General features: G+C 56.8%; 11 protein-coding genes, 2 tRNA genes and 3 rRNA genes. 9 read left to right on the plus strand and 7 right to left on the minus strand.

Annotated elements, in window-relative coordinates; all coding sequences use genetic code 11:
• Positions 1-11: 11 nt before the first annotated feature.
• The 4 genes from CNX70_RS28830 to CNX70_RS08870 form a co-directional block, all read right to left on the minus strand.
• Positions 12-728 (minus strand): phosphoadenylyl-sulfate reductase, encoded by a 717-nt coding sequence (locus tag CNX70_RS28830; protein WP_244199085.1) that lies wholly within the window; start codon positions 726-728, stop codon positions 12-14.
• Between the two features lie 9 nt (positions 729-737).
• On the minus strand, positions 738-1,298 hold the full coding sequence (locus CNX70_RS08860) for a DUF934 domain-containing protein (protein ID WP_096234404.1): 561 nt from the start codon (positions 1,296-1,298) through the stop codon (positions 738-740).
• On the minus strand, positions 1,291-2,979 hold the full coding sequence (locus CNX70_RS08865; RefSeq protein WP_096234405.1) for a nitrite/sulfite reductase: 1,689 nt from the start codon (positions 2,977-2,979) through the stop codon (positions 1,291-1,293). Before CNX70_RS08865 ends, CNX70_RS08860 begins: the two co-directional genes overlap by 8 nt.
• A gap of 69 nt (positions 2,980-3,048) precedes the next feature.
• Positions 3,049-3,822, minus strand: a complete 774-nt coding sequence (locus CNX70_RS08870) for a sulfite exporter TauE/SafE family protein (RefSeq protein ID WP_096234406.1) — start codon at positions 3,820-3,822, stop codon at positions 3,049-3,051.
• 160 nt (positions 3,823-3,982) lie between these two features.
• On the opposite strand from CNX70_RS08870, the gene CNX70_RS08875 reads away from it, so the two are divergent.
• The 3 genes from CNX70_RS08875 to CNX70_RS08885 all read left to right on the plus strand — a co-directional run bounded on the left by CNX70_RS08875 (position 3,983) and on the right by CNX70_RS08885 (position 6,778).
• On the plus strand, positions 3,983-4,924 hold the full coding sequence (locus tag CNX70_RS08875; RefSeq protein ID WP_096234407.1) for a CysB family HTH-type transcriptional regulator: 942 nt from the start codon (positions 3,983-3,985) through the stop codon (positions 4,922-4,924).
• A gap of 61 nt (positions 4,925-4,985) precedes the next feature.
• A complete protein-coding gene (locus tag CNX70_RS08880) occupies positions 4,986-5,636 on the plus strand; it encodes a class I SAM-dependent methyltransferase (protein ID WP_096234408.1) in 651 nt (216 codons plus the stop codon).
• Between the two features lie 194 nt (positions 5,637-5,830).
• Positions 5,831-6,778 carry a porin gene (locus tag CNX70_RS08885; RefSeq protein ID WP_096234409.1) on the plus strand — a complete coding sequence of 316 codons (948 nt, stop codon included), beginning with the start codon at positions 5,831-5,833 and terminating at the stop codon, positions 6,776-6,778.
• A gap of 50 nt (positions 6,779-6,828) precedes the next feature.
• Here the strand turns inward: CNX70_RS08885 and CNX70_RS08890 are convergent, their stop codons facing one another.
• From CNX70_RS08890 to CNX70_RS08900, 3 genes are all read right to left on the minus strand, one after another.
• A complete protein-coding gene (locus tag CNX70_RS08890; RefSeq protein WP_096234410.1) occupies positions 6,829-8,010 on the minus strand; it encodes a PAS domain-containing sensor histidine kinase in 1,182 nt (393 codons plus the stop codon).
• 164 nt (positions 8,011-8,174) lie between these two features.
• Entirely contained in the window at positions 8,175-8,933 is a 759-nt protein-coding gene (locus CNX70_RS08895) for a LytR/AlgR family response regulator transcription factor (RefSeq protein WP_096234411.1), read from the minus strand.
• A gap of 63 nt (positions 8,934-8,996) precedes the next feature.
• Positions 8,997-10,289: a sensor histidine kinase gene (locus tag CNX70_RS08900; RefSeq protein ID WP_096234412.1), complete on the minus strand. Its 1,293-nt coding sequence runs from the start codon at positions 10,287-10,289 to the stop codon at positions 8,997-8,999.
• Positions 10,290-10,902: 613 nt separating this feature from the next.
• Between CNX70_RS08900 and CNX70_RS08905 the strand changes: the two genes are divergently transcribed.
• The 6 genes from CNX70_RS08905 (at position 10,903) to CNX70_RS08930 (ending at position 17,619) form a co-directional block, all read left to right on the plus strand.
• Positions 10,903-12,433, plus strand: a 16S ribosomal RNA gene (locus tag CNX70_RS08905).
• A gap of 98 nt (positions 12,434-12,531) precedes the next feature.
• Positions 12,532-12,608 (plus strand) — tRNA-Ile (locus CNX70_RS08910).
• A 66-nt stretch (positions 12,609-12,674) separates the two neighbouring features.
• Positions 12,675-12,750: transfer RNA gene (locus CNX70_RS08915), tRNA-Ala, on the plus strand.
• Between the two features lie 250 nt (positions 12,751-13,000).
• Positions 13,001-15,874: ribosomal RNA gene (locus CNX70_RS08920) — 23S ribosomal RNA — on the plus strand.
• Positions 15,875-16,012: 138 nt separating this feature from the next.
• Positions 16,013-16,125, plus strand: a 5S ribosomal RNA gene (gene rrf / locus CNX70_RS08925).
• Together the 16S, 23S and 5S rRNA genes with 2 tRNA genes alongside form the textbook arrangement of a ribosomal RNA operon.
• A gap of 195 nt (positions 16,126-16,320) precedes the next feature.
• Positions 16,321-17,619, plus strand: coding sequence for a leucine-rich repeat-containing protein kinase family protein (locus tag CNX70_RS08930; RefSeq protein ID WP_096234413.1), 1,299 nt, complete (start codon positions 16,321-16,323; stop codon positions 17,617-17,619).
• Positions 17,620-17,624 lie beyond the last annotated feature (5 nt).

Genomic DNA, 17,624 nt, shown 5'->3' on the forward strand with positions numbered 1-17,624 from the left:
GTTGTGTCTGTTCAAGCTGCCACGGATTTGATGCGTATCAATTTGCCGTCCACCATGTGCAGGCCGCATTCCTTGGAATCCGGGTTTTCCCACCACCAGCGTCCGGCCCGCACATCTTCGCCCGGCTGCACGGCGCGCGTGCACGGTTCGCAGCCGATGGACGGGTAGCCCTGGTCGTGCAGCGCGTTGTAGGGCACGTCGTTGGCGCGGATATACGCCCACACGTCGTCTTCCGACCAGTCGGCCAGCGGATTGAATTTTGTCATCGCGTGCGCCGCATCAATCTCCTGCACGTGCAATTCGGCGCGCGTGGTGGACTGGGCGCGGCGCTGGCCCGTGATCCAGGCCTTGTTGCCGGCCAGGGCGCGGCCCAGCGGTTCGACCTTGCGGATGCGGCAGCATTCGCGGCGCATCTCGACGCTGTTGTAGAACGCGTTCAGGCCATGCTGTTCCACGTAGGCGGCCACCGCTGCGGGTTGCGGGCGGTACAGGGTGATGTCGTGGTCGTAGCGGGTTTTCACCTTGTCGAGCACGGCCAGGGTTTCCTGGTGCAGCCGGCCTGTTTCCAGGGAAAAGATGCCGATTGGCAGCTTTGCCTTGAGAATCATGTCGGTCAGCACCATGTCTTCGGCTGCCAGGCTGGACGCGAACACGGCCGGCGAAAATTCCGCGGCGATGCGTGTCAGCGTTTGCTCGGTGGCGTCAATCAAAGAAGTCAAATCGCTCATGATAGTTCCTCAGATGCCGGCCGCGTTGTCGAGGTCAGGATTCTGGCCTTCGCGCTGGTGACGGCGGAACAGCGGCGATTTCTGATCCCACGAGGCCTGGTAGGTTTCCGAAAAGACAGATAAACCTTTCAGGGCGTCATGGATGCTGCGGTCCGGCCGGGTGGCATACGCGTCGAAGCCTACCCGGTGCATGGAAAACAGCTGGTCGCGCAGCACGTCGCCGATGGCGCGCAATTCACCCTGGAAACCCAGGCGGGCACGCAAGTTGAAGGCGATGGAATAGCCGCGGCCATCCGTGAATTTCGGGAAGTCCACGCCGATGACGGGCAGCTGCGCCACGTCGGCCGCCAGTTCTTCCGGGCGCTCGTCGCTGGCCAGCCAGACGCCGATGTCGGGCAGGCGCGCCAGCAGGGTGTCGCGCTGGGCTTGCCACACGGGCAGCGGTACGATGACCTTGCCGGCAGGCACGACCACCGTTTCCGGCGTGTCGTTTTCATCGAGGCGCAGCAAGCCCCAGGTATTTGGCACCACGGCGGCGTTCTTGATGATTTCTTCGCGTACTTCAAACATATTCGTCTTCTCCCACCAGGTTGCCGACCGTGATCGGCGTTGCATATACGTGTTCCTTGAACGGCGCCAGGCCCAGGCGCTGGGCCGTATCGACAAAGCGCTCGCCTTCATGGCGGTCGCGCACGTAGACGTGCAGCAGGCGGCCGATGACTTCAGGCATCTGCAGGGAAGAGAACGATGGTCCGATGATCTTGCCGATGGCGGCGTTGTTGCCTTGCGCGCCGCCGATCGACACTTGATACCATTCGCTGCCATCCTTGTCGACGCCGAGGATGCCGATGCTGCCCACGTGATGGTGGCCGCAGGCATTGATGCAGCCGGAAATATTCAGTTCGATCTCGCCGATGTCGTGCTGGAAGTCGATGCTGTCGAAGCGTTCCGCGATGGCGGCCGCGATCGGCAGCGACTTGGCGTTCGCCAGCGAGCAGAAATCGCCACCGGGGCAGCAGATCATGTCCGTCAGCAAGCCGATGTTCGGCGTGGCCAGGCCGTGCGCCTTGGCTTCCTGCCACAGCTTGAACAGTTTCGACTGCTCCACGTCGGCCAGCACCAGGTTTTGCTCATGCGTCACGCGCAGTTCGCCAAAGCTGTAGCGGTCGGAGAGATCGGCCGCGAAGTCGATCTGCTCGGCCGTCGCGTCGCCCGGTGGCACGCCCGTTTTTTTGAGCGACAGCACCACGGCCACGTAGCCGGGGCGCTGGTGTGGCTTGACGTTGCGCGCCAGCCAGTTCACATACGCCTTGTTGTCCGCGTGTTCGGCCTTGTAGTCGAGTTCCGGCAGGGCAAGGTAGGCGGGCGGATTGAAAAAGTCCGCCACGCGCTGCATTTCCTCGGTGGTCAAGGTTTCCGGACCATCCTTCAAGTCGACCCACTCCGCTTCCACCTGGCGCGTGAATTCTTCCACGCCGATGGCTTTCAACAGAATCTTGATGCGCGCCTTGTATTTGTTGTCGCGGCGGCCGTGCAGGTTGTACACGCGCATGATGGCCTGGATGTATGTCAGCAAATGCTGCCATGGCAGGAAGTCGCGCACGACGCTGCCCAGTATCGGCGTGCGGCCCATGCCGCCGCCGGCCATCACCTTGAAACCCACCTCGCCAGCGGCGTTGCGCACGGCCGTCAAGCCGATATCGTGCACGGCGATGGCCGCGCGGTCTTCTTCGGCGCCATTGATGGCGACCTTGAATTTACGCGGCAGGGCGATGAACTCGGGGTGGAAGGTGCTCCACTGGCGCAACACTTCCGCGTAAGGGCGCGGATCGATGATTTCATCGGCGGCGACACCGGCGTACGGATCCGATGTTGTATTACGGATACAGTTGCCGGATGTCTGGATCGCGTGCATTTCCACGGAAGCCAGGTCGGTCAGGATATCGGGAGTCTGTTCCAGTTCAATCCAGTTGAACTGGATGTTCTGGCGCGTGGTGAAGTGGCCGTAGCCGCGGTCATACTTGCGCGCGATGTGCGCGAACATGCGCATCTGCGTCGACGACAGCAAGCCGTACGGCACGGCGATGCGCAGCATGTAGGCGTGACGTTGCATGTACAGGCCGTTTTGCAGGCGCAGCGGGATGAATTCCTCTTCCGTCAGTTCATTGGCGATACGGCGCGCAACCTGGTCTCGGTACTGGGCGATGCGCTCTTTGATGATGAGGTGGTCGTACTGATCGTAATGGTACATATCAATTCCTAAAAAAGCCGGGGTACTGGAAGAATGCCTGGGATGATGTTCTGGATACTGCTCTTGCCTTTAATAGATTAGCTTTATTGCCACGCCGGTCAAGGTCATCGCCAGCAGCACTCTTAAAAACTTTTCCGGCACGGAGCGCGCGACCCAGGAGCCGAGCGTGATGCCGGGCAGAGAGCCGACCAGCAGCGAGGCCAGCAATTCCCAGTGGATGGAGCCGAGCCACCAGTGGCCCAGAGCGGCGATGGCCGTCAGGGGCACGGCATAGGCGATATCGGTGCCCGCCACTTCGGCCGAGGTCATGCGTGGATACAGCATCACCAGCAAGGTGGCACCGATGGCGCCGGCACCGATCGACGAGACCGTCACCAGCACGCCCAGCACGGCGCCGGCGATGATGGTCGCGGCGGCAAGCTTGTTGCCTTGTAATTGTTTCTCAGGGTGCGCGTTGATCCACGCCAGCATGCGGCCCTTGAAGATCAGCGCCACGACGGTCAGCAGCACGGAGGCGGCGATCGAGTAACGGATGATCTGGCCGATTTCCGGCGACAGGGTGCCGAATGATTTCAGCGCCAGGGTCGCCACGACGGCGGCAGGCAGGGCGCCGATGCACAGGCGCTTGACGATATCCCAGCGGATGGTGCCACGCAGGCGGTGCGTCAGGGTGCCGGCGCTCTTGGTGATCGAGGCGAACGCCAGGTCGGTGCCCACCGCTACGGAGGGCGGTACGCCAAACAGCAGGGTTAACAGCGGCGTCATCAGCGAGCCGCCGCCCACGCCGGTCATTCCTACGAGTAATCCTACGGCAAATCCTGAGACTATATAAGACAAAGTCATGCTTGCACCCCCAAAGTACCCGCAATAGTAATAAACTTAGTGTTTATTCCAAACTACTTAGTACGCATTTGCTTATATGCGATATGCGTATATGCATGAACGCAAAATCATGGGTAGGGCGGAAACTCGGTAAATTACGGCAATCTAGGGCAAACCAGCAATGAATCTCCATCAACTGCGCTTCGTGCGCGAAGCGGTCCGTCAGAACTATAACCTGACGGATGCCGCCAAGGCCTTGTTTACGTCGCAACCGGGCGTATCGAAAGCCATCATCGAGCTGGAGGAAGAGCTGGGCGTGGATATTTTTACACGCCACGGCAAGCGCATCCGCGGCTTGACGGAGCCGGGCCGCCTGGTGCTGGAATCGGTCGAGCTGATCATGCAGGAAATCGACAGCATGAAGCGCATCGGCAAGGAGTTCGCGGCGCAGGACAGCGGCAGCTTTACCATTGCCACCACGCATACGCAGGCGCGCTACACCTTGCCCAAGGTGGTGCAAGCCTTCATGCTGAAGTTCCCCAAGGTACGCTTATCTTTGCTGCAAGGCAACCCACGCCAGATCGCCGAGATGGTGCAGCGTGACCAGGCCGATCTTGCCATCGCCACGGAATCGATTGCCGCCATCGATGGCCTGATTACCTTGCCCTGCTATCAATGGGAGCACGTGGTGGTGGTGCCGGTCGACCATCCGCTGCTCAAATCGAAGTCCGTAACCCTGGAAGAAATCGCTGCCTTCCCCCTGATTACCTATGACAGCGCGTTTGCCGGACGCAACAAGATCGACCACGCTTTCGTGCTGCGCGGCCTGAAGCCGGACATCTTGCTGGAAGCCATCGATGCCGACGTCATCAAGACTTATGTCGAGTTGGGCATGGGGATTGGTATCATAGCGGGTATGGCCTTTGATGCCGAACGCGACAAAGGCTTGCGCTCCATCCCTGTCGGCCACCTGTTCGGCATGAATGTGTCGCGCGTGGCCGTCAAGCAGGGCGCGTATTTGCGCAGCTATATTTATACCTTTATCGAGTTGCTGACGCCGACCCTGAACCGCAAGCTCATTGAGCAGGCGATGAGCGGTAATAAAGAGCACTACGAACTATAACAATGCATGAAGTCGGCCGGGCGATGTGCCTGGCCAAGATTATTTAAGAAGAGAAGAAACAATGATTACCGATCAGCTTGCCAAATATTACGCCACCATCGCGCAGCAGTACGAGCGCGTCTATGACAAGCCCGAACGCCAGGAAGACCTGGAAGTGTTGCGCGACAAGGTTGCCGACGTGCTCGAAGGCCACACCGTGCTGGAACTGGCCTGCGGTACCGGCTACTGGACGGAAGTGGTCGCCGAGTCGGCCGAGTCCGTGCTGGCCACCGATATCAATGATGAAATGCTGGTGCTGGCCCAGGCCCGCGGCTTGCCTGACAACGTCACCTTCGCCAAGCTCGACGCATTCAACTTGCCCGATGACTTGCTGGGCAAGTTCACGGCCGTGTTCGCCGGTTTCTGGTGGTCGCACGTCAAGCGCGAAGACCAGGACAAATACCTGAAGCAATTGCGCAACAAGCTTGGCAAGGACATCCTGCTGGTGCTGATCGACAATTCCTATGTCGATGGCAGCAACACGGTCATCGCGCGCACTGACTTGCTGGGCAATACCCATCAGTTCCGCACGACGGATGCGGGCGAACGCTATGAAGTGCTGAAGAATTTCCCGTCGGATAGTCATCTGCGCAAAAAATTTGCCCACTCGGCCCGCGAAATCCGCATGAAGCGCCTGGAATACTACTGGCTGCTGAGCTGCCGCCTGAAGTAAGGTCGGCACGGCAAGACAAACCGCCTGTGGGCGGTTTTTTTTCGCCTGTTGTTTTTATGTGACACGGTGTTGTGCCAAAAAGCAACATCTTGTCGATGTCATATTGTTGAAGTATTTCGTGGGCATGATTCGGTTCAGCAGCTAAGCAGCTCAGCAGCAGCTCAACTTGTCCAACCTAATGTAGAGAATCTCAAGTGAAAAAAATTACTCTGGCAGCATTGATCATCGGCACCTTCGCAGCAGCTACGGCGCAAGCACAATCGAACGTTACCGTGTATGGTCTGGTTGACCTCGGTATCGCCAAGACCACTGGCCAGCCGACGGTACAACGCGAAAACAATGCGTCGCGCCTCGGTTTCAAGGGTACGGAAGATCTGGGTGGCGGCCTGTCCGCAATTTTCAACCTGGAAAGTGAATTCCTGGCCGACACCGGCGCGCAAAAGGGCGTGTTGTTCGACCGTCAAGCGTATGTGGGCTTGAAAGGCGCTTTTGGTACTGCCATCCTGGGCCGCACCAAGAATCTGGTCGATGGCACCATCGCCCGCGTCGACCCATTCAACACTTACGGCGTGGTTGGCAAGAACAATGAAACCCTGCTGCGTTCGGGCGTCGGCTCGTCGCGCGTGAACAACGCTGTGACTTACAACAGCCCAAGCTTTGAAGGTTTCGTGGGCAGCCTGCAATACGTGCTGAGCGAAGTCAACAGCGCTGACGCAGGCGTGATCGGCCTGGCAACCTACGACAATGGCCCGATCAGCTTGCACGCCGGCTACGAAAAAGCCGTGCAAGCAACGGCGACGGCCGCCAAGCCTGACCTCTGGTCCATCGGTGGCGGCTATAAATTCGGCCCAGCCAAGATCACGGCCGCCTACTCGAAAGGCGACACCAAGGTGGCTGCCAACGGCGAATTCAAGTCCTACCTGATCGGCCTGAACTACACGGTTGGCGGCGGCGATGCAAAAGTGTCGTATGGCAAGCAAGAGCAAAGCAACAACAAGGTCAAGGATCAGGACACCATCAAGGAATTTGGCGTCGGCTACGACTACCACCTGTCGAAGCGTACCGACGTGTACGCTTACGCTGGCCGCGAGCGCGTCAAGTCGCTGACCTCGTACCAAGTTGGTATCGCACACAAATTCTAAGCATCTGTTGATGTGAAGGATGACAAAGGCGCCTGCGGGCGCCTTTGTCGTTATGACGTGGCTGTTTCCATCACTTCGGCATGCATGGGCAGCGAGATGTCGATGCGGGTGCCGCCCAGTTCGTTATCGGTGCCGATATGGATGCTGCCGTTCAAGCCCCAGACCCGCTCGCGCATGCCCAGCAGTCCCAGGGCCGTGGCTTTTTCCAGGTCATGTTCGGCAATGCCGCGGCCGTCATCCTGAATGGTGATCGCCAGCGAGGAGTCGATGCGGTGCAGGGCGATGGTGATGTGGCTGGCCTCGGCATGGCGCGCGATATTCGTCAGCGCTTCTTGCACGATGCGGTAGATGGCCGTGCTGCGCGCGTCGTCGAGCACAAGGTCGGCCTCGTCGGCCAGCAAGTCAAAATGGATGGCGCGGCGCATCAGGAAGTCGTGGCGCAATTTTTGCAGCGCGAAATACAAGCCTCCTTCATCGAGCGCGCGCGGACGCAGGTTGCTGGCGATGCGCCGCAGCGACGTGATGGCCGTCACCAGCAAGCCGTCCATGCTGTGCAGCAACGCTTGCAGGGCTCCGGTGGTGTCCGAGTGCTGGCGCACCAGGGTCAGGTCGCCGCGCAGGGTGGCCAGCAATTGCCCCAGGTCGTCATGCAGTTCGCGCGCGATATGCTTGCGTTCCTCTTCGCGGATCGATTGCAGGGCGCTCGACAATTCACGCAATTGTGAAAAGGAGCGGGCCAGCTGTGCATGCATCTGCTGGCGCGCGCTGATATCACGCACGATGATGGTAAATACGCTATGACCGTCTTCTTGCATGGCCGAGAGCGAGCCTTCGAGGGGAAACATGGCGCCATCGCTGCGCCGTCCCGTCAGGGTGTAGTCGGTGGCGCGCCTGCCCGTCAGGCGTAGCTCCTGGCTGATGTCGCCAAACGGCGGATCTCCCTCGTGCCTGCCGAGGCTGCGCAAGTCGCGCAGGATGTAGTGGCCCAGGTGCCTGCCGCGCATGCCGTCCGGCGTGTCGCCGAACAATCTGGCTGCCGCCGCGTTCGCATGCAGGATGAATTGCCCGCTGTCGATGCTGATGATGGCGTCGCTGGGGCTGTCGATGATGGCTTGCCCGCGCGCCTGCCGTTGCCGGCGGGCTTTCAGCGGAGGAAACAAGCACAGCAATAGCGCCGCCGCCATGCCCAGCGGCAGGATGCGCAGCAGTGTGGGACTGCCTCGGTCAGGCATGGGCTTCTCCTTGCGAACGTGTACGAAGGCAGGCAAGACAGCGATGGAGAGTTGGACTTCATGTAGCCTATGCCTGCTGGGGCGGCGCGGCTTGATGTGGCGCAGGAAGGGGGAGGAAGAGATCAAGGCGCCGCGCCGGCATGGGCCGGGCGGCGGCGCGCGACTTACATTTGCTTGAACAGGTGCAAGAAGCTGCGGCTCACTTCGAGCTTGTCGGATTTGCCTTTGATGAGTACCAGGTGGCGGCCGCGGATGTCGCGCGTCACGCCTTCGATGGCATTCACGTTGACCAGGGTGGCGCGGTGGATTTGCCAGAACAGCGCAGGATCGAGCTCTTCGGCCAGATCGCGCACGGGCTTGCGGATCAGCGCCTCATACTTGGCTGTCTGCACGCAGGTGTATTTCTCGTCAGAACGGAAAAATAAAATCTCTTCCACGGGGATCATGCGCAAGTCCTGGCCGATGCTGGCCTGTATCCATTGCAGGTAGGTGGGCTTGGCCGTGATTTTCTCGGCCAGCTGCGACAGCATGGCCGTGACACTGCTGTTGACGTCCAGCGCAGGTTTGTTCAAATGCGTTTTCAGGCGCTCTACCGTCACCAGCAAGCGCTCATGCTCGGGCGGCTTGAGCACATAATCGACGGCGCCCCGCTCGAAGGCTTCGACGGCGTGGGTATCGTAGGCCGTGACAAAGACGATATGGGTCTTGCTGCCAATCACTTGCGCCGCCTCCATGCCCGTCTTGCCCGGCATGCGGATATCGAGAAAGGCAAAGTCGGGCTTGAGTTGCTCCACCAGTTCGATCGCTTCGTCGCCATTCTTGGCTTCGCCGATGATTTCCAGTTCGGGCCAGGCCTGGCCCAGGCGCAGGCGCAGCTGGTCGCGCATCAGTCTTTCGTCGTCGGCAATAATAGCGGTAGGCATAGGTCTCAAGTGTGAACAGGCGAAGATTGATTATTCAATGATTTAGCGTTTTTATCAACTGTCTTATTTAGACAGCTGATATGGCACTTCGATCACGGCGCATACACCGCTGGGCTGGTTGGGCGTGATGGTCAGGCTGCCCTGGTCGCCATGCAGCAGCTTCAGGCGTTCGCGGATGGTAGGCAAACCCAGACCCGTGCCATCGCTGGGCACCACGCCAAAGCCCAGGCCGTCATCGGTGACGATAACGCGCAGCTTGCTGTGCGCCACTTCGGCTATGATGCGCAGGGTGCCGCCTTCCGGCTTGACTTCCAGGCCATGCTTGATGGCATTTTCCACCATCGATTGCAGCATCATGGGCGGGAACGCGGCGCTGCGCAGGCCATCGGGAATCTGGAAATCGACGGTCAGGCGTTCTTCCATACGCATTTTCAGCAGGTTCAAGTACGCTTGCACCATGTCCGCTTCGCGGCCCAAGTTGGTAATCAACGCGTTGTCGCGCATTTGCGGCAGCACGGCGCGCAGATACTGGATCAGGCTGCGCTGCATCTTGGCCGCGCGCGGTGGATCGACCTGGATCAAGTGTTCGACGGAGGCGAGTGTGTTGAACAGGAAGTGCGGCTCGACTTGCGCCTGCATCATCTGCATCTTCGCTTCGCTGAGCTGGCGCTGCATGGATTCGCGTTCGGCCGCCTCATTCGCCGTGACGGTTTCCGCTTCGGCGCGTTTCTTGCCGCCGACCAGGGCTTTCATGGCGAACAGGGCCAATACCAGCAAGGATACAAAACTCTTGAACCAGGTGGAAGCTTGCTGGTGGTAGCGCGACACTTTTTGCTCCGCCGCATCATCGACCGCTTCTTCGATGGCATTCGACAGCTCTTCGCCGATTTGCGGCGGCAATTCAATATGGACTTCTTCCCCTGAAGCATTGGTGGTCACCGGATAGCTGGGTTTGGCGGGGGCGGCGGGTGGTTGAGGCGGCTCTGGCGGTACGGCACTGGCTTGCGCGTCCGCCTCGGCGGCATCGGCCGGATCGCTGGCCGCATCGGCCGTGCTGCTGCGCCGGTTCTTGCTATTGCGGGGATTGAAATGGATGCCCGTATCGTCGATCAGGATATTGGTATCCCCCGAGCCCTTGCTGCTGCGTTTGTGCGACTTGATGACAACTTCTTCGTCCGGGCTGGACGAGAACAGCTCATCTTGCAAAATGGAGCCGGCGATCAGGGCCAGCGCAGCGAACAGGAAAAATTTCCACCAAGACAGTTGGGTAACCCAGGTCGTCGTCGCGTCGAATGCCCGTTGCAACCAAGCGAGAATGGTTTTCAACAATTGGGGCAGGCTGGAAATCGGAAGCATGGGGGCACTTTCAAGTACAAGAGTTAATCGACGCAGCGGGGAAGTTTAACCCCTTGTTGAGTAGCGTCAGAGTCTGATGTTGGCACTGTGCCTAAAGACCACGAAGTGCGCCAGTCGATTGCGACAGGCTGCACAAAAAGGCGCTTGAAGTGAAGACAAGGCTTGCTGGGCGGTGAGGGGAGGCCGCGGCATCAAAATAGCCCTTGCGGCGCGCGCAGCCCAAGGCTATAATTCGCCCCCTCGCTGAACGATGCATGCAAATGCTGAGTGAAGCGGGTAAAAAAGAAGGTTGACGAAATGCTGAAAAAGCTTCATACTCTTCCTTCTTCGCAGCTGACAAACACAACGCTTTGTCGATAGCGCGAAAGCAGTACCGAATACAGTTCTTTAACAATTAACAGTCGATAAGTGTGGGCATTTGATGTAAGTGCAGCGTCAATCTTCGGATTGGCGTCTAACTTAAAATATCAAATGTTCACAAGAAATAATGAAATAGGATACTTCTTCGGAAGTAGCCTGTCAGTTTTTTGAGTGAGCAAATCTTTTGCAATGCAAAAGATTTGGATGGTAGTGATACTGTCCGACCTGTCAGAAATGACATTAAACAGAGATTAAACTGAAGAGTTTGATCCTGGCTCAGATTGAACGCTGGCGGCATGCCTTACACATGCAAGTCGAACGGCAGCACGGAGCTTGCTCTGGTGGCGAGTGGCGAACGGGTGAGTAATATATCGGAACGTACCCTAGAGTGGGGGATAACGTAGCGAAAGTTACGCTAATACCGCATACGATCTAAGGATGAAAGTGGGGGATCGCAAGACCTCATGCTCGTGGAGCGGCCGATATCTGATTAGCTAGTTGGTAGGGTAAAAGCCTACCAAGGCATCGATCAGTAGCTGGTCTGAGAGGACGACCAGCCACACTGGAACTGAGACACGGTCCAGACTCCTACGGGAGGCAGCAGTGGGGAATTTTGGACAATGGGCGAAAGCCTGATCCAGCAATGCCGCGTGAGTGAAGAAGGCCTTCGGGTTGTAAAGCTCTTTTGTCAGGGAAGAAACGGTGAGAGCTAATATCTTTTGCTAATGACGGTACCTGAAGAATAAGCACCGGCTAACTACGTGCCAGCAGCCGCGGTAATACGTAGGGTGCAAGCGTTAATCGGAATTACTGGGCGTAAAGCGTGCGCAGGCGGTTTTGTAAGTCTGATGTGAAATCCCCGGGCTCAACCTGGGAATTGCATTGGAGACTGCAAGGCTAGAATCTGGCAGAGGGGGGTAGAATTCCACGTGTAGCAGTGAAATGCGTAGATATGTGGAGGAACACCGATGGCGAAGGCAGCCCCCTGGGTCAAGATTGACGCTCATGCACGAAAGCGTGGGGAGCAAACAGGATTAGATACCCTGGTAGTCCACGCCCTAAACGATGTCTACTAGTTGTCGGGTCTTAATTGACTTGGTAACGCAGCTAACGCGTGAAGTAGACCGCCTGGGGAGTACGGTCGCAAGATTAAAACTCAAAGGAATTGACGGGGACCCGCACAAGCGGTGGATGATGTGGATTAATTCGATGCAACGCGAAAAACCTTACCTACCCTTGACATGGCTGGAATCCTTGAGAGATCAGGGAGTGCTCGAAAGAGAACCAGTACACAGGTGCTGCATGGCTGTCGTCAGCTCGTGTCGTGAGATGTTGGGTTAAGTCCCGCAACGAGCGCAACCCTTGTCATTAGTTGCTACGAAAGGGCACTCTAATGAGACTGCCGGTGACAAACCGGAGGAAGGTGGGGATGACGTCAAGTCCTCATGGCCCTTATGGGTAGGGCTTCACACGTCATACAATGGTACATACAGAGCGCCGCCAACCCGCGAGGGGGAGCTAATCGCAGAAAGTGTATCGTAGTCCGGATTGTAGTCTGCAACTCGACTGCATGAAGTTGGAATCGCTAGTAATCGCGGATCAGCATGTCGCGGTGAATACGTTCCCGGGTCTTGTACACACCGCCCGTCACACCATGGGAGCGGGTTTTACCAGAAGTAGGTAGCTTAACCGCAAGGAGGGCGCTTACCACGGTAGGATTCGTGACTGGGGTGAAGTCGTAACAAGGTAGCCGTATCGGAAGGTGCGGCTGGATCACCTCCTTTCTAGAGTTTGCACGAATCAGTAATGATTCACGCATCAAATGTTCACACTTATCGGCTGTTTAATTAAGAAGAAACAGTAGTCGTAGTAGTTCCGCGTTGGGGCTGTAGCTCAGCTGGTTAGAGCACCGTGTTGATAACGCGGGGGTCGTTGGTTCGAGTCCAACCAGCCCTACCAGTAAAAACAAACCCGGGGTAAGGTGGACACTAGTCCAGCCAGACCTACCAGTAACACAGATACCCAGGGGGATTAGCTCAGCTGGGAGAGCACCTGCTTTGCAAGCAGGGGGTCGTCGGTTCGATCCCGTCATCCTCCACCAAAGTTTTACTCGAAAGTGCAAACGTAAGCCAGTCAATAAGACTTGGGTTTAGGTTTGATCTTTTAGCGATCAAAGCTGTTTCGTTCTTTAACAATCTGGAAGAAGTAAAGATTATTTATTGATTGGTTTGCCGTAAAAAGCAAATCGATGGGTAATGATTGTATGTATCAACAAACAAGCAACAACGTTGTACTTTCTTATCCCTGTAGCGCTCTTTCATTATGTAAATGATGAGAGGCTAACGTTATAGGGACAAGCGAATAAGTGCACATGGTGGATGCCTTGGCGATTACAGGCGATGAAGGACGTAGTAGCTTGCGATAAGCTGCGGGGAGTGAGCAAACACACTTTGATCCGCAGATTTCCGAATGGGGCAACCCACCCTTTTAGGGTATTGCATACTGAATACATAGGTATGCAAGGCGAACGCGGCGAACTGAAACATCTAAGTAGCTGCAGGAAAAGAAATCAACCGAGATTCCCAAAGTAGCGGCGAGCGAAATGGGAAGAGCCTGTACGTGATAGTCGGACCGATAACAGAATCCCCTGGAAATGGGAGCCATAGTGGGTGATAGCCCCGTATGTGAAATTGGACCGGTGATACTAAGCGTACGACAAGTAGGGCGGGACACGTGACATCCTGTCTGAATATGGGGGGACCATCCTCCAAGGCTAAATACTCGTAATCGACCGATAGTGAACCAGTACCGTGAGGGAAAGGCGAAAAGAACCCCGGAAGGGGAGTGAAATAGATCCTGAAACCGTGTGCATACAAACAGTAGGAGCGGACTTGTTCCGTGACTGCGTACCTTTTGTATAATGGGTCAGCGACTTACATTCAGTGGCAAGGTTAACCGCATAGGGAAGCCGTAGAGAAATCGAGTCCGAATAGGGCGATCAGTCGCTGGGTGTAGACCCGAAACCAAGTGATCTACTCATGGCCAGGATGAAGGTGCGGTAACACGCCCTGGAGGTCCGAACCCACTAATGTTGAAAAATTAGGGGATGAGCTGTGGGTAGGGGTGAAAGGCTAAACAAACTTGGAAATAGCTGGTTCTCTCCGAAAACTATTTAGGTAGTGCCTCAAGTATCACCATCGGGGGTAGAGCACTGTTATGGCTAGGGGTCATTGCGACTTACCAAACCATTGCAAACTCCGAATACCGATGAGTGCGAGCTTGGGAGACAGACGTCGGGTGCTAACGTCCGGCGTCAAGAGGGAAACAACCCAGACCGCCAGCTAAGGTCCCAAAGATTGGCTAAGTGGAAAACGAAGTGGGAAGGCTAAAACAGTCAGGATGTTGGCTTAGAAGCAGCCATCATTTAAAGAAAGCGTAATAGCTCACTGATCGAGTCGTCCTGCGCGGAAGATGTAACGGGGCTAAGCCAGTCACCGAAGCTGCGGATATCCTTTATTGGATATGGTAGGAGAGCGTTCTGTAAGCCTGCGAAGGTGTCTTGTAAAGGATGCTGGAGGTATCAGAAGTGCGAATGCTGACATGAGTAGCGATAATGGGGGTGAAAAGCCTCCACGCCGTAAGCCCAAGGTTTCCTGTTCAACGTTCATCGGAGCAGGGTGAGTCGGCCCCTAAGGCGAGGCAGAGATGCGTAGCTGATGGGAAGCAGGTTAATATTCCTGCACCGTCGTATGATGCGATGGGGGACGGATCGCGGAAGGTTGTCCAACTGTTGGAATAGTTGGTTTTTGGCTCATAGAAGGCGCTTAGGCAAATCCGGGCGCGGAATTCAAGGGGTTGAGACGAGTGCACTTGTGCATGAAGCAATCGGAAGTGGTTCCAAGAAAAGCCTCTAAGCTTCAGTCATACGAGACCGTACCGCAAACCGACACAGGTGGGCGAGATGAGTATTCTAAGGCGCTTGAGAGAACTCGGGAGAAGGAACTCGGCAAATTGGTACCGTAACTTCGGGAAAAGGTACGCCCCGGTAGCTTGAATGGTTTACTCCATGAGGGTGAAAGGGTTGCAATAAACTGGTGGCTGCGACTGTTTAATAAAAACACAGCACTCTGCAAACACGAAAGTGGACGTATAGGGTGTGACGCCTGCCCGGTGCTGGAAGATTAAATGATGGGGTGCAAGCTCTTGATTGAAGTCCCAGTAAACGGCGGCCGTAACTATAACGGTCCTAAGGTAGCGAAATTCCTTGTCGGGTAAGTTCCGACCTGCACGAATGGCGTAACGATGGCCACACTGTCTCCTCCCGAGACTCAGCGAAGTTGAAATGTTTGTGATGATGCAATCTACCCGCGGCTAGACGGAAAGACCCCATGAACCTTTACTGTAGCTTTGCATTGGACTTTGAACCAATCTGTGTAGGATAGGTGGGAGGCTTTGAAGCGGGGACGCTAGTTCTCGTGGAGCCAACCTTGAAATACCACCCTGGTTTGTTTGAGGTTCTAACCTTGGTCCGTTATCCGGATCGGGGACAGTGCATGGTAGGCAGTTTGACTGGGGCGGTCTCCTCCTAAAGTGTAACGGAGGAGTTCGAAGGTACGCTAGATACGGTCGGACATCGTGTTGATAGTGCAATGGCATAAGCGTGCTTAACTGCGAGACTGACAAGTCGAGCAGGTACGAAAGTAGGACATAGTGATCCGGTGGTTCTGTATGGAAGGGCCATCGCTCAACGGATAAAAGGTACTCTGGGGATAACAGGCTGATTCCTCCCAAGAGTTCATATCGACGGGGGAGTTTGGCACCTCGATGTCGGCTCATCACATCCTGGGGCTGTAGCCGGTCCCAAGGGTATGGCTGTTCGCCATTTAAAGTGGTACGTGAGCTGGGTTTAAAACGTCGTGAGACAGTTTGGTCCCTATCTGCCGTGGGCGTTGGAAATTTGAAGGGGGCTGCTCCTAGTACGAGAGGACCGGAGTGGACGTATCTCTGGTGTACCGGTTGTCACGCCAGTGGCATTGCCGGGTAGCTAAATACGGAAGAGATAACCGCTGAAAGCATCTAAGCGGGAAACTTGCCTTGAGATGAGATTTCCCAGAGCCTTGAGCTCTTTGAAGGGTCGTTCGAGACCAGGACGTTGATAGGCTGGGTGTGGAAGTGCAGTAATGCATTAAGCTAACCAGTACTAATTGCCCGTACGGCTTGTCCCTATAACCTTAGCAGGTACAGAGGATAAGACGGTACAACGTTGCGTGTTTGTTGATACTACTATTCATTACCCCAATCTTTGCTTCTTCCAGATTCAGGCTTTGTCGCTCTACTGAGGACAAATGCCAGTACAAGTTATGCCTGATGACCATAGCAAGTTGGTCCCACCCCTTCCCATCCCGAACAGGACCGTGAAACAACTTTGCGCCGATGATAGTGCTGCAACCAGTGTGAAAGTAGGTTATCGTCAGGCTTGTTATTCGCAGTAGAGAAAAACCCGATCAGCAATGGTCGGGTTTTTTTTCGCCTGGCGGTTTTAGCGTTAACCCCAAGCAAAGGCTGGGGTCAGACCCTGAGGGTCTGACCCCGGTATTTTGCCGTTGGGTTAAACGACCGAGGGGGCTCACCCCGGCTGTTCTTTACGCTTGAAAGGGATATCTTGTCTGCTGTGCATACACTGGAACAATTACACACTGGCCAACTGGCCGGCGTGCGTCGCCTGACGCTGTCCTGCGGCTTGAGCGACTTCCCCCGTGAGATATTCGACCTGGCCGACAGCCTGGAAATCCTTGATTTGTCGGGCAATGCGCTGTCTTCCCTGCCTGACGATTTGCCACGGCTGCACAAGCTGCGCATCGTTTTTTGCTCGGATAATCTGTTCACCACCTTGCCGGCCGTGCTCGGTTCATGTCCTGCGCTGGAAATGATCGGTTTCAAGGCGAACCGGATCGACCACGTGCCAGCCGCAGCCTTGCCGCCCAGGCTGCGCTGGCTGACCCTGACCGACAATGCCATCGAAGTCTTGCCGGATGAGCTGGGTAAGTGCGGTGCATTGCAGAAACTCATGCTGGCGGGAAATTGCCTGGCCAGCTTGCCCGCCTCCCTGGCCAATTGCCGCCAGTTGGAACTGGTGCGCATTGCCGCCAACCGTTTCACGGCGCTGCCCGACTGCCTGTTGTCTTTGCCGTGCCTGAGCTGGCTTGCGTACGCGGGCAACCCGTTCACGGAAGTGCGCGAACTGGCGGCCCTGAGCGATGCCGGCGCGGCGACCGTGGCATGGCAGCGCCTGGCATTGGCGCAGCAGTTGGGCGAGGGCGCATCGGGCGTGATATACCGTGCCCGCCTCGATGGGCGAGAGGATGTCGCCGTCAAAGTGTTCAAGGGGGCGATGACCAGCGACGGCTTGCCGCGCAGCGAAATGGCCGCCTGTGTCGGCGCAGGTGCACATGCGGGCCTGATTCCCATCCTTGGGACGCTCGATGCGCATCCGCAAGGGGCGATGGGCCTGGTCATGCCGCTCATCGATGCTGCCTTCCGCAATCTGGCGGGACCGCCCAGCCTGGCGTCATGCACGCGCGATGTGTATGCCGATGGCGTGCGCTTTGATGCGCCGCAAGCGCTGGCGCTTGCCCATGGCATCGCCTCGGCCGTGTGCCAGCTGCATGCGCGCGGCATCGTGCATGGCGATTTGTATGGCCACAATATCCTGCATGCGGATGGTGGCGCGTGCCTGCTGGGCGACTTTGGCGCGGCGTCCATGTTTGCGCCCGGTACGCCGCAAGGGGACTTGCTGCAGGGCATAGAGGCGCGCGCCTTTGGCGTACTGCTGGGCGAGTTGATCGCGCATGGCGCGACGTCCTTGCCCGGCCTGCAGGCCATGATGGATGCTTGCCTGCAGGAAGATGTATTGCTACGACCCAAGTTCGACGCAATCGATCGGGCATTGCGAGACATGCTTCCCGCATAAAAAAT

The sequence above is a fragment of the Janthinobacterium svalbardense genome, from assembly GCF_002327145.1.
GTDB lineage: Bacteria > Pseudomonadota > Gammaproteobacteria > Burkholderiales > Burkholderiaceae_D > Janthinobacterium > Janthinobacterium tructae.